The organism is Paraburkholderia aromaticivorans, from assembly GCF_012689525.1.
GTDB classification, from domain to species: Bacteria; Pseudomonadota; Gammaproteobacteria; order Burkholderiales; family Burkholderiaceae; genus Paraburkholderia; species Paraburkholderia aromaticivorans_A.
Window position 1 is genome coordinate 1,601,854 of sequence record NZ_CP051516.1, and the last position, 12,625, is coordinate 1,614,478.

Here is a 12,625-nt window from a genome sequence, read left to right on the forward strand (position 1 = left end):
CGGCTGCATCATTGCGTTCAATAATCTTCATGGCCAGCCCGCAGTTTGGTGTAGACGATTTTCACATTGCGTGTCAAATGCCCGTATGCGCGTCATCGTTGCGACGACGGCGCGCACGTTCGGATGGTTCCGGCACTCGCTGTCTGCCGACTACACTAATTTGCACGTGACCTTCTTGCGTGTGCCGATTGAACGGAAAAATTATGAAAGGAGGGTTTTGAGACGCTGCCAGAAGGCGGCGAATCTGTGCGGTTCGCGGGTTTGCAGCGCGAGCATGGCGTCATAGTGGACGCGCGATTCCTGGACGTGGGGCAGTTGCGACACGAGGAGACCGAAATTCATGATATTTCTCCGAGCGTTTGGTTCAACGCGATTCACGGAAAACCAGCAGACGCGAAGCCTGGGCGTCATGCGCGCAGCGACGAACGTCTACTCGCTTCCCTTAGGCAAAGGTGAGAGTGAGCGGCATATGGGGTAACGGTCACTGTCCGGCATGGCGGCTCCTTATCGGCGTTTGATACGCTCGTGTTTAGTCACGCGTTCGCTCGCGCAATCGAACAGGCGCGAATAGACGCATCCGCGAGTCGACGCTCGCGACAGGGGACCACGTGGACGCGCGCAACCGCTGTGTCCTCATGGCGCTAATCAAGGTGCACGGAGAGAGTGACTACGGCGCGCACCGCCTGCCTGCCGCCAAGACGGCGGCTGGGAAAAGGGAGCGCAGACGTCCTGCAGGTTAGGCAGTGAAACAGTTCGAAGGTCGACGACATCGATTGCGCAAGGCGTCACTCCTTTATTTGACGTTCTTCAAATTTTGGCGCGCTTCAAACCCGGCGGCAAGTAAAAAGGCAGTAAAGAAGGTCCTCTTATCCGCTTGGCCTATTGGACCGCAAACACCCAGATGGCGAGACCGACCGACGCGATGAAAGAGCTTCTGAGGACTTCGTTATAACGCTCAATCCATCCGGATCCGACACGCCGCGAGTTCGCTGTCGAATACACGCACATCAGCTTATGAGCTATGCGTGGCGCGAACAGGAGAAACCGGTTGCCTGGTTCAGCATGTATCCATGGTGCACGCGCTGCGTCGGGACTGGTCCTCAGTCATCACCGGGCTGAACGCTTCCGAAATTTGCTCTCTTGTTCGTCGCTGTCCGGTGCGAAGTGTTGTTCGCGAACGGACTCGCTAACGGTCGACAAGCGTCACTGGCATGACGGGCCGCGCTGCTGCCAACTTCCGCCTGTTGGCAGTCTGGGGGAACACGCACCAACTGCCGTCATCATGCTTAAAGAAGAACAGTGCGCGCGCTCCTGATGGCGACGACGTCTCGACGCACACGTAACGTCGGCCGCCCAATGGGGTGCGGCTGAACGCGGTCACGCGAACTGGCGTTGCGGGCGCCGGCGCGAGCCATTTTTCGACCTGACCACGCAGAGATTGCTCACTCGTACTCTTCATGTCGCCCTCCAGCACCTCTAAAGACCACCAAATCCAGGCAGAACGCAGACCACCAACGCCAACGCCGACGCCGACAGCCTCTCTCGAGTTGTCGCTGGCGTTGACGTCAGGCGTTATTGCCCGATTTGCCGACTTACGCGGTTTTCCTGCTGGTTCAACGCGTAGTCTTCACGCCTGGTAATGTGACCGCCGTTCTGGCTCGCCATGTCGCGCTCTTCCTGGCGAATCTGATGGTCATCGCGATTCAGTCTCGCCGCCTCGGCGTGGGACGTTTCGCCATCCCTTACTTCCTGATGAATGCGACGGTCCTGATTCGTCAGGCGATGGTTGACCTCAGCGCGGCGTGGGTGCGTTGCATCCCAGCCGGTCTGCGCCGACGCGGTGCCGATGAATGACAAGGTGAGTGCAGCAGCAGCGGCGATTTTGTAGGCAGCTTTGTGCATGTTCGTCTCCGGTTCAGTTGAAGGGACGGTTTCTGGCCGTTCTTCTGCTTAACGTCCAGGACGACCACGGTGCTGACCGCGCAGTTGTGAGTTCTGAAACCAAATATTTCGTGATGGCTGGACTTCAGAGAGTTATTCGAACGTGTGGGGTGTTTCAAACTACACGTCTCGTTACACACCAAAACACCGGTAATCTACCGGCTCAATATAGTGCGTTCACAACTGACAAGTGAGGCGCTTTATGAAACGAATTCTTGTGTTAATGCTGATGGCCATATGTCTCGGAAGTGCGCTGGGTGGTTGCATTGTCGTGCCTGCAGGCGGCTACTATCACCGCTACTAAATTGCAGGCAAAGGTTAACCAACTGCAGCAGAAACGCGTATCCGTGCGGGAAAACGTCAGGGGCCCGACGCAAACCTTGAGGTCCCACGGCCAAAAATAGAACAGCGGTCCAGTCAGGAAATCCCGGGACGCGGCGATCCGGCTCGAGGTCGCGCTGCGACGGCGCGCCACAGCCTGTAGCGTCCACCATGAGGCTAGACCACCGGAGGCATGCGAATTGCGCGGGACAGGATGCGGGCTCACACTTTCCGGTGGTAACGACCGCTTTACTTGAGGAGACAGCCATGCGAGTCGCAACGAGAGGAATTTTAATTTCGGCATTGATTTTCGGTATATCAGGGGCCGTCTACGCTCAAGGCGCGGGTGGCGGAGGTGCAGCCAGCGGTCAAGGCGGCACGGGGATGAGCAAACCGAGCGCGGGTGGTTCGACCGGTACTGTGTCGGGCGCGTCCGGGTCGAATAGCATGGCACCCGCTGGTGGTACTTCGAACAAGAAGATGCACAAGAAGCCCAGCACCGCCATGCCGGCTTCGGCCACCAATCCGGGCTCGGGCGGCAGTTGAAGGGTATGTTTCGACGGTGTCAGGCGGTCGCGCGTATTGCGGCTTCAGGAACAGAGAAGCGGCGCCGACTGCCCAGCATAAAGTTACTCACATCGCGCCGCACAACTGTGCGGCAACCGCATTCGGCTTCGTCAACCTGCTTGGCGGCATCGTTACGCTTGTGTCCAGTGTTATCGCCGGTGCCTTTTCGGACCGCCTGGGTGCAGCCGCCATTTTCTACGCGGCAGCAGGTTTCTGCGTCCTGAACATCGCGTTGTTTTTTTTCGGACGGACGCATAAATCCGGCACGGTTCGCTGAGCACGCATGCCTTCAGACGAACGACGTCTGCACAGCGCGGCCATCGGTACCGCGCATCTCAGTCTTGTCCGAAGCATGCACCCGGAACCGTCGCGACACCGAATCGCCGTGAGCGCCGCTGATGGCGACCTCCGCTCACGTTCAATATTCTCTGTGGGGCACGCCACTTGCTCAGTGCTTGGACCATCCAAACGAAATAGGGAGGTTCAAATGACCGAGTCGCATCAACCCACTGCCCCGGCAGCCGGATTTTCGCCCGTTGCGTCTGACCCGGCCAGTTCCGTCGGTTCATCTCAACAGGGCAACGGCGCTACAGCGAAGTCCAGCGACAGCGACGGAGACCGAGCAACCGGTGCCCGGACGTTATCCGACCTGCAGGACAAGATTGTTGGCGCAAAGGAGGCGGTCAGGACGAAGTACCGTGTCGTCTCTGAATCGACTGACGACTATGTTCATGAGGCTCCGTGGAAAGCAGTAACGATGGCACTCATCGGCGGACTCATCATAGGAATGCTTGCTCGCCGTTAACGCGGATTTAGTTCTATCGGAGAAGAAACATGGACCCTGTTTCACATGGAATCATTTTTTGGCTGATTATCGGCGGCATCGCTGGCGCATTGGCGGGCCGGATTGTTGACGGTGGCGGCTTCGGCATACTTGTCGACATCATCGTCGGGATTGTAGGCGCCTTCATTGGAGGATGGCTGGGAGGAGCGCTCGGACTGCACTTGGGTAGTGGCATTATCGGGTCACTTATTACAGCTCTTATCGGTGCCGTCATCCTGCTTGCGCTCTTACGTCTCTTTAGTCGAGGTCGTGCCGGTTCTCTCTGACGCGGTTGCGCGCTAGCACTGCATGGTGACAGCTCGGCGGGTGGCGACATTTATCCGCCGATGCATTCGCCGAAGCACGAGCAGTTACATGCCGCGGCATCGCCGAGTTTTTCGGTCTGTCGCGGTGTGCGTTTCAGCTCAGTGCAGAGGCGAACAATGCTGCAAGTCAGGTGGTCGCACTGGAAGGTCAATGCTTCGTGCTGGCGCCATGTGCCACCGTGTCGAAGGGGATGCTTGATATGCTCATCGACACGCCGGCGAAAGCCCCGCTGCTATCGAAAGGAGGCCTCACGTCCTGCGCCTGCTCTTCAATCGCAAGCCGTCGGCGCGCGTGCGCCACTTCGAGCAGGAATCTTTGCTGGAAGAACTTATAACGAGGTTTGCGCCGCTTGGCGAGCAAGCTGGACCCGGAACTGACAGACGCCTACTGTGAGCGGCGACTCGGCCCGCCGATTGCCGGATTTCAGACTCCACTCAGCGTACGCGTAATCGTGTCGCAGAACCATTGCTGAGCCGCTGAGTCTTCCGCGTGCGGCTGCCAGTAAAGATTGACATCGAAAGACGATATGGGAAACGGTAACGGCAGGCTTCGCATTCGTCCGTCGTTTGCGAAAGCACGCGCGACGCGAGTTGGCAGCGTCAGGATGAGGTCGGTCGACGCAATAACTGCAACGATATTCGTGAAGTGGGGCACGCGTAGCGCGATTCGCCGTGATAGACCCATCTCTGTCATTACGTCCTCCACCAGATGATGCCCCGAGAAGGGTGCGACTACTGCATGGTTAGCGGATACATAGTCCTGGAGTGTCAGCATGTCGCCAATAGCCGGATGTGTGGCGCTGAGCAGGCAGGAGTAGGTCTCTGTAAACAGCGTCCGCTTTCTCGCCTGGCCACCAATGAGCTGCAGATTACCGACGGCAGCATCAACGCTCCCAGTACTCAGCCATTCGGTAATCCGCTCGCTTTCGAGTTGCACGATTTCAAGTCCCACCGATGGTGCGATTGTCTGCAGTTCCTTGACGAGAAATGGCAGGAAATAAAGCTCGCCCAGGTCGGACAACGCCAGGCGGAAGCATCGGGTCGACTGCGTCGAGTCGAAGTTGCGCGTGGCCGCAATCGCTGACTCGATGTTGTCGAGCGCAAGCTTGAATGCGTTAAACAGCTGCGTGGCGTTGAACGTAGGAATCATTCCTTCGCGCGTCCGGGTGAAAAGCGGGTCCTGGAGCAGGTCGCGCAGCCGGCCAAGCGAATGACTGACAGATGGCTGTGTGATGTAAAGGCGCTTGGCCGCAGCACTCACGGTGCCCGTCTCGTAGATTGCTACAAAGGCGCGAATGAGGTTCAGGTCGGTTGTGGTCAAGGCTTTCACCCTATATAGACGTCATCTATTATCGGATAGAAAAATGGATGATTTGATTTATTTTGGGCCGGGTCCTAGCATCGATATATCGATTAGGAAGACCCTCATGACCACCGTTCATCAAGCATGCTATGAAATCCTTCGCGAACAAGGATTGACCACTTTTTTCGGCAACCCAGGTTCGAACGAGTTGCCTTTCCTCAAGGATTTCCCGAAGGACTTCCGCTACATCCTGGGTCTGCAGGAGGCTGCCGTCGTGGGCATGGCGGACGGTTATGCGCAGGCGACCGGCCGCCCGGGTTTCGTGAATCTGCACTCGGCAGCGGGTACAGGCAACGCAATGGGCGCGCTCGCAAACGCGTGGAATTCGCATACGCCGCTGGTCGTTACGGCCGGGCAACAGACCCGTGCAATGGTTGGCGTCGAAGCGCTGTTGGCAAACGTGGATGCGGCGACGCTTCCTCGTCCGCTGGTTAAGTGGAGTTGCGAGCCGAGCTGCGCACAAGAGGTCCCACTCGCATTGAGCCGCGCAATTCATACGGCCGCTACGCCGGCTGCAGGTCCGGTGTACCTCTCGGTGCCCTACGACGACTGGAAACAGGAGGCAGGCCCCGGCGTCGAGCATCTGGCGAAGCGGCGTGTCACGCTCGCGGGGTTGCCGTCGGAAGAAGCGCTAGCCGATTTGGTTGCGTTGCTAGACGGCGCTCGCAACCCGGCCATGGTTGTCGGCCCTGACGTTGATGCGAGCAATGCGAACGCCTTCGCTGTCGCTCTTGCAGAGAAACTGTCGATGCCGGTATGGATGGCTCCGTCAGCGCCTCGCTGCGCTTTCCCGACTACACATGCATCTTTCCGTGGATTGTTGCCGGCTGGTATCGCGAGCATCAGCCGCATTCTCGACGGCCATGACCTCGTGCTCGTCGTCGGCGCGCCAGTGTTCCGGTATCACCAGTACGAACCGGGCGACTACCTGCCGAAGGGCACTCGCCTTATCGCTATCACCTGCGACATCAATGAAGCGACTCGCGCACCGATGGGTGACGCAATCATTGCAGATGTCGCGCTGACGCTTCGCGCGCTCAGTGAAAACGTTTCGCAGAGCACCCGGCCGCGTCCCACCGCGACGCGTCGTCCGGAGCCGGCGACCGAAGCGCCTGGTCCGCTGACGCCAGAGCGCGTTTTCGACATCCTTGATGAGATGGCTCCGCGTGATGCCATTTACGTAAATGAGTCAACGTCGACTACAAACATCCTGTGGCAGCGCCTGCGCATGACTGAGCAGGGCAGCTATTACTTCGCAGCAGCAGGTGGTCTCGGATTCGCGTTGCCGGCTGCCGTTGGGATTCAACTGGCGAAGCCGGAACGCCAGGTCATCGGCGTGATTGGCGACGGCTCTGCCAACTACGGCATCCAGGCGCTATGGACTGCGGCTCAGTACGAAATCCCGGCGATTTTCATCATCATGAAGAATGGCACGTATGGTGCGCTGCGCTGGTTCGCCGGCGTCCTTCAGGTCGAAGACGTACCTGGGCTCGATGTGCCGGGTCTCGACTTTTGCGCTCTCGCACGTGGCTATGGCGTGGATGCTTTGCATGCGGATTCCAGTGCCAGCCTGACCTCTGCCCTACGGCAGGCTCTTGCCAGCAAAAGGCCAGTGCTTATCGAAGTAGAGACGCGCGCCGCGTGAGCAAGCAGAGGAAAGCGAAATGAGCAAGCCTGTTAACGTAGCCGACTTTCGTCTTCTGGCGAAGAAGCGCCTGCCGCGTATGGTTTTTGACTATCTCGAAGGCGGCGCAGAGGACGAATCCGGTTTAAAGCACAACCGCCAGGTCTTCGAAAATGTTCGGTTCCAGCCGCGTCGTCTCGTCGACGTCAGCAAGCGGAGCATTGAAACAACGCTATTCGGCAAGGCGTTAAGCGCGCCGCTCGTCATTGCCCCGACCGGGCTGAACGGCATTCTCTGGCCAGATGGCGACCTTGTGCTTGCTCGTGCGGCGGAAAAGTTTGGGATTCCCTTCGCGTTGTCGACCGCGTCTACAGCGTCAATCGAGTCTGTCGCCAAGGCATCTAAAGGCGACCTCTGGTTCCAGCTCTATGTCGTGCATCGCAAGCTGGCGGAGCTGCTCGTCAAGCGCGCGTTGAACGCTGGATACACTACGCTGATTCTGACTACCGACGTTGGTGTCAATGGGAAACGTGAGCGGGACATCAGGAACGGGTTCGGGCTGCCGATGCGCTACAGCCCCAAAACGATTCTCGACGGCGCTCTTCATCCCCGCTGGTCATTCGACCTGGTGCGCAATGGCGTGCCTCAGCTCGCGAACTTTGCAAGCGATGACGTACAGGACACTGAACTGCAAGCCGCATTGATGAGCCGGCAGATGGATGCGAGCTTCTCTTGGGACGACCTGGTGTGGCTGCGAAACCTGTGGCCACACAAACTGCTTATCAAGGGGATTAGCCGAGCCGACGATGCCGAGCGATGCATAGCGCTCGGCGCAGACGGGGTCATTCTCTCGAATCACGGCGGCCGCCAGCTTGACAGCGCCATCGCGCCGCTGGATGCACTCGAGCCGACTGCCACCCGACTTCGTGCGCCCGTTCTCCTCGACAGCGGAATCCGCCGGGGTTCGGATGTCGTCAAAGCACTAGCGAAAGGAGCGAGCGCCGTACTCCTCGGTCGCGCAACCCTTTACGGACTTGCTGCGGATGGTGCGCGTGGTGTAGACGCGGTGCTGGAAATCATGAGGGATGAGATTGACAGGACGCTCGCTCAAATCGGTTGTCCCTCCGTTTCGCAACTTTCCAAAGATTATGTCTGGCCTGGCGACACACAGGATTCTCTGTGGGCAGCGGCGCCGAACTACGAAACTGAAGTGATGGAGAAGTGATGAGCGACACGAAAATCGTCGGACTGCGCACGCGTGCAGTGAACGTTCCGTTGGAATACCCCGTAAAGACAGCTGTGGGCACCGTGGCAAGCTCGCCGCTCGTTCTGCTCGACCTGCAGACGGATGGAGGAGTTACAGGGCATGCCTACCTTTTCACATACACGCCCATGGCCTTGAAGCCGGTGCAGCAGATGGTGAATGAGCTGGCGGCAGTTATCGTCGGGCAGCCACTCGCACCCCGCCATATTGACCAGTTGCTTCAGTCCAAATTCCGGCTACTTGGAAATACCGGCCTCGTCCGGATGGCGACGGCCGGCATTGATATGGCGCTGTGGGATGCGAAGGCCAAATTGCATGGAGTGCCGCTTGTTGAGTTGCTTGGTGGAGTCGCCCGGCCATTGCCTGCGTACGACAGCCACAGCATGGACGGCGTTGAGCTTGCGACGCATCGGGCAAAGGGCGCAGCCGAGGCGGGTTTCTCCGCCATTAAGACAAAAATCGGCTATCCGACTCTGCAGGACGACATCAAGGTGATTCGGAGCATCCGCGAGGTTGTCGGGGACAACGTTCAAATCATGGTCGACTACAACCAGGGGCTAACGGTTCCGGAAGCCATCCGTCGCTGCCTGGTGCTGGAGCAGGAAGGCATCGCGTGGGTGGAGGAGCCGACGTTGCAGCAAGACTATGCAGGACATGCACAGGTGCGTAATGCACTGAATGTGCCGGTGCAGATGGGTGAGAACTGGTTTGGACCCGATGAAATGAGTCTCGCACTTGGCGCAGGGGCCTGCGACCTTTGCATGCCCGATTTGATGAAAATCGGCGGAGTGACAGGGTGGCTCCGTGCAAGCGCGCTCGCTGAACAACATGGACTGCCGATGTCGAGCCACATTTTCCAGGAATTTAGCGCACATCTTCTGGCCGTCAGCCCCACGTGTCACTGGCTCGAACGGATGGACCTTGCGGGCCCAATCCTTGAGCCGACCCTCAAGTTCAAAGACGGTAAAGCGCACTTCGGCGAACTACCGGGTGCAGGTATTGTCTGGCGAGCGCACGAAGTCCAGCGGTACCTGGTTTAAACCTGTCATACGCGTCGTCCTATATGGACGGTGCAGCGAATCAATATAAGCACTGCTAACCGAAAAGCCGACAAAAGACCGGCATTAATCAAACAATTTTGGAGACAGATATGAGCACCAACGTTTTCGACAACGTCGTCGACGGAACACGCGTCAACTCGTTTCACCTGATGATTATGTTCTGGTGCTCGATGTTGATGCTTTTCGACGGGTACGATCTGGTCATTTACGGCTCGGTCCTTCCGCAACTGATGGTCGAATGGAAGCTTCCTGCGGTGACCGCTGGCTTCATCGGCAGCAGCGCACTGTTTGGAATGATGGGAGGTGCACTGACGCTGGGTAGCTCATCGGACAGATTTGGACGTCGACGCGTGATTCTCGCGTGCCTGGTCGTCTTCGGACTTGCCGCGTTCGGCAATGGCTTCTGTGAAAACTCCACGCAGTTTGTCATCTGCCGTTTCTTTACCGGGGTGGGTCTGGGCGGCATGGTGCCGAACATCGTCGCCCTCGTGACCGAAATGTCACCGAAGGCAAAGCGCAACATCATGGTGACCGTGATGTTGAGTTTCTTCTCGGTAGGCGGAGTCATCGCCGCGGTGATGGGAAAAGTCATCACCCCCACCTTTGGATGGCGAGCCAACTTTCTGATTGCAGGTTTGCCCCTGCTCACGCTTCCCATCCTGTTCCGCTGGCTGCCGGAGTCGATTGCCTTTTTGCTCGCAAATCGCCGCTTCGTCGAGGCCGACCGCGTTCTACGCAAACTTTCTCCGAGCTACCAAGGCAGCGCCGAGTCGCTCGCATCGACGCAGTCGACGACATCGGCAAAGTCGACGCAATCCCGAACTGTACAAATCTTCAAGGACGGCCGAGCAGCAGATACGTTGCTGATTTGGGTGGGATTCGGGATGTGCATGTTGATGGTCTATGGCCTGAACACCTGGCTTCCCAAGCTGATGACGGCGAATGGATATTCGCTTGGCTCCAGTCTCACCTTCCTTATCACGCTGAACGCCGGTGCAATTATGGGCGGCCTTGCGAGCGGTTGGCTCGCGGACAGGTGGGGTGGTAAGGGCACGCTTATCCTTTTCTTTCTGGTTGCCGCAGTTTCAATCAGCCTCCTCGGCTATAAGCAGAGCGCTCTTATCCTCAATGTTCTGCTGATGCTGGCAGGCGCAACGACTATCGGGACCTTGTGCATCGTGCACGCATTCGCCGCGCAGTTCTATCCGGCGAGTGTCCGCTCAACCGGGGTCGGTTGGGCTGCCGCGGCAGGTCGATTTGGCGCCGTCGCCGGTCCCGCTTTAGGGGGTTACCTTGTCAGCATGAATCTTCCAATCACTTTCAATTTCATGGTGTTCGCGGTTCCTGGCGTCATCGCGGCAATCGCCATATCGTTGACTTCGCGGGCAAGGAAGCCATCGGCGGAGAACGCAAAAATCGTCGTCTCCGCGGCAGACTGACAGCACTCACCCTCAATTTGAACCCGCTCCTGAAAGAGGTAGTTATGAGCAGCATCGACAGCAAGGCCCTGTGGAACGGACGTATCTTTTCCGATGGATGGACGAACGCGGTCGGTGGCGTCCATCCCGTAACCGAACCCGCAACCGGGGAGACGTTGGCCAACGTAGGACTAGGCGGCCCCGAGGACGTTGACCGTGCGGCAAAGTCTGCAGCGGCCGCGGAGGAGGCGTGGGCGTCCACCTCGTTTGACCAGAAAGCTGCAATCTTGCGCGAAGCGGCAAGATTGCTTAAGGAACGTGCGCCCGAGATTAACGAATGGAACGTTAGAGAGTGTGGGTCCACACCGGCCAAAGCGCAGTGGGAACTGCATGCCACGTTTGAGCAATTGTTGGCAGCGGCAGCAATGCCCATGCAGCCCGACGGCGCGCTGTACCCGTCGGCGATGCCTGGTCGCACGAACGTTTGCCGGCACGTACCAGTCGGAGTTGTCGGTGTCATCGCTCCATGGAATTTCCCCATCCTGCTCTCGATGCGTTCAGTTGCGCCCGCACTTGCCCTTGGCAACGCAGTGGTGTTGAAACCGGACCCGCAAAGCGCGGTTTGCGGCGGACTGCTGCTCGCGAAAGTCTTTGAAGATGCCGGCTTGCCCTCGGGCGTTCTACACGTTATACCGGGCGCTGCCGAAGCCGGGGATGCGCTTGTGCGTCATCCACAAGTCGGGATGATTTCGTTCACGGGCTCGACAGCCGTTGGGCGCTCAATCGGCCGCATCTGCGGTGAGATGCTCAAGAAAGTTGCACTTGAGTTGGGTGGCAACAACGCCATTGTCATTCTGGAAGACGCGGACCTGGATGCTGCCAGTTCGAACGGAGCGTGGGGTTCGTTTCTTCACCAGGGGCAGATTTGCATGCAGACCGGAAGACATCTCGTACATCGTTCGGTCGCCGATGAGTATGCGGACAAGCTGGCTCAGCGCGCAAAAAATCTGCGTGTCGGCAACCCGCATACCGAACAGGTTCACCTCGGGCCGCTCATCAACAAAAAGCAACTCGACAGAATCGACGACATTGTGCGCAAGAGCGTGGCGGCTGGAGCAACGCTGCGGGCTGGCGGTGAATTCTCGAAGCTCTTCTATTCGCCGACTGTGCTGACCGATGTGACCCCTGACATGCCTGCGTTCCAGGAAGAAATCTTTGGGCCGGTAGCACCCATCACTGTGTTCGATACAGATGACGAGGCGGTTCAACTGGTCAACGGGACGCCGTATGGCCTGGCTGCCGCCGTCCATACGCGCTCCCTGGCGCGTGGACTGGCCCTGTCAGCGCGTATCAAAGCGGGCATGGTGCATATCAACGACCAGACGGTAAACAACGAGTTCCACGTGCCGTTCGGGGGAATGGGTGCGTCTGGCAACGGAGGGAGATTTGGAGGGGCGGCTAACTTCCACGAATTCACTCAGACGCAATGGGTAAGCGTACTCGACAAACCAATCATTTACCCATTCTAAGAAATAGCTTAGCGAAGCCGCAGACGACCGGCCGTTGGCTCTGGATTGAGTGCGGCAGGGCTTGATTCTGTCAGGCATCTGTCTGAGAAGTAGTTCTGCGAATGCTCAAATTCAATCGACGTTCACTTTGACTCGCCTTGTTGCGTGCCCGTTCATCACTTTTAATCACCCACGCGTAATTGTCCTTGTTGAAGGGCACCGGGATGTATTCAAGGCTGTTTGCCATATTCGTCTGTAGGTTCGCCAAGGAGTGCGTCCAGTGCGAGACTCTGTTGTGAAGTTGCGGCCCCTTAAGCTACAGCGGCCCGACGGTGCGAGGTTGACCCACCGTGCAGCACCAATTGACTAGCAGCGCACCTTTCTTTGTCCTCGCGCCGGAACCTTCATT

At 58.1% G+C, this 12,625-nt stretch carries 14 protein-coding genes; 8 read left to right on the top strand and 6 right to left on the bottom strand.

Translation table 11 applies throughout. The features are described from left to right. Nucleotides 1-201: 201 nt before the first annotated feature. The 3 genes from HF916_RS35060 to HF916_RS35065 all read right to left on the bottom strand — a co-directional run bounded on the left by HF916_RS35060 (nt 202) and on the right by HF916_RS35065 (nt 1,902). Nucleotides 202-342 (bottom strand): hypothetical protein, encoded by a 141-nt coding sequence (locus tag HF916_RS35060; protein WP_168793386.1) that lies wholly within the window; start codon nt 340-342, stop codon nt 202-204. An 844-nt stretch (nt 343-1,186) separates the two neighbouring features. Beyond that, nucleotides 1,187-1,459, bottom strand: a complete 273-nt coding sequence (locus tag HF916_RS51125) for a hypothetical protein (protein WP_240975807.1) — start codon at nt 1,457-1,459, stop codon at nt 1,187-1,189. A 113-nt stretch (nt 1,460-1,572) separates the two neighbouring features. Then, nucleotides 1,573-1,902, bottom strand: a complete 330-nt coding sequence (locus tag HF916_RS35065) for a hypothetical protein (protein WP_168793387.1) — start codon at nt 1,900-1,902, stop codon at nt 1,573-1,575. 744 nt (nt 1,903-2,646) lie between these two features. On the opposite strand from HF916_RS35065, the gene HF916_RS51130 reads away from it, so the two are divergent. After that, complete coding sequence (locus HF916_RS51130) at nt 2,647-2,808, top strand: hypothetical protein (RefSeq protein ID WP_240975808.1); 162 nt, start codon at nt 2,647-2,649, stop codon at nt 2,806-2,808. A 19-nt stretch (nt 2,809-2,827) separates the two neighbouring features. On the opposite strand, the gene HF916_RS51770 is transcribed toward HF916_RS51130, so the two are convergent. After that, the gene (locus HF916_RS51770; RefSeq protein WP_168793389.1) at nt 2,828-3,085 is read right to left on the bottom strand and encodes a hypothetical protein; all 258 of its coding nucleotides are present in this window, start codon (nt 3,083-3,085) and stop codon (nt 2,828-2,830) included. A gap of 231 nt (nt 3,086-3,316) precedes the next feature. On the opposite strand from HF916_RS51770, the gene HF916_RS35080 reads away from it, so the two are divergent. Both HF916_RS35080 and HF916_RS35085 read left to right on the top strand, forming a co-directional pair. Beyond that, nucleotides 3,317-3,634 (top strand): DUF883 family protein, encoded by a 318-nt coding sequence (locus HF916_RS35080; RefSeq protein ID WP_168793390.1) that lies wholly within the window; start codon nt 3,317-3,319, stop codon nt 3,632-3,634. Nucleotides 3,635-3,663: 29 nt separating this feature from the next. Beyond that, nucleotides 3,664-3,939, top strand: coding sequence for a GlsB/YeaQ/YmgE family stress response membrane protein (locus tag HF916_RS35085; RefSeq protein ID WP_168793391.1), 276 nt, complete (start codon nt 3,664-3,666; stop codon nt 3,937-3,939). Between the two features lie 187 nt (nt 3,940-4,126). On the opposite strand, the gene HF916_RS35090 is transcribed toward HF916_RS35085, so the two are convergent. Next, the gene (locus HF916_RS35090) at nt 4,127-4,339 is read right to left on the bottom strand and encodes a hypothetical protein (RefSeq protein WP_168793392.1); all 213 of its coding nucleotides are present in this window, start codon (nt 4,337-4,339) and stop codon (nt 4,127-4,129) included. A gap of 63 nt (nt 4,340-4,402) precedes the next feature. Beyond that, nucleotides 4,403-5,299, bottom strand: a complete 897-nt coding sequence (locus tag HF916_RS35095; protein WP_168793393.1) for a LysR family transcriptional regulator — start codon at nt 5,297-5,299, stop codon at nt 4,403-4,405. Between HF916_RS35095 and mdlC the strand changes: the two genes are divergently transcribed. The 5 genes from mdlC (at nt 5,292) to HF916_RS35120 (ending at nt 12,237) form a co-directional block, all read left to right on the top strand. Beyond that, a complete protein-coding gene (mdlC, locus tag HF916_RS35100) occupies nt 5,292-6,986 on the top strand; it encodes a benzoylformate decarboxylase (protein WP_240975809.1) in 1,695 nt (564 codons plus the stop codon). The genes HF916_RS35095 and mdlC overlap by 8 nt on opposite strands. Nucleotides 6,987-7,005: 19 nt before the next feature. Next, nucleotides 7,006-8,190 (top strand): alpha-hydroxy-acid oxidizing protein, encoded by a 1,185-nt coding sequence (locus HF916_RS35105; protein ID WP_168793395.1) that lies wholly within the window; start codon nt 7,006-7,008, stop codon nt 8,188-8,190. Further along, nucleotides 8,190-9,269: an enolase C-terminal domain-like protein gene (locus HF916_RS35110; protein WP_168793396.1), complete on the top strand. Its 1,080-nt coding sequence runs from the start codon at nt 8,190-8,192 to the stop codon at nt 9,267-9,269. The genes HF916_RS35105 and HF916_RS35110 overlap by 1 nt, the downstream gene beginning before the upstream one ends. A gap of 110 nt (nt 9,270-9,379) precedes the next feature. Continuing rightward, entirely contained in the window at nt 9,380-10,729 is a 1,350-nt protein-coding gene (locus tag HF916_RS35115) for an MFS transporter (RefSeq protein WP_168793397.1), read from the top strand. A gap of 44 nt (nt 10,730-10,773) precedes the next feature. Next, nucleotides 10,774-12,237: a benzaldehyde dehydrogenase gene (locus tag HF916_RS35120; protein ID WP_168793398.1), complete on the top strand. Its 1,464-nt coding sequence runs from the start codon at nt 10,774-10,776 to the stop codon at nt 12,235-12,237. Nucleotides 12,238-12,625: the final 388 nt, after the last annotated feature.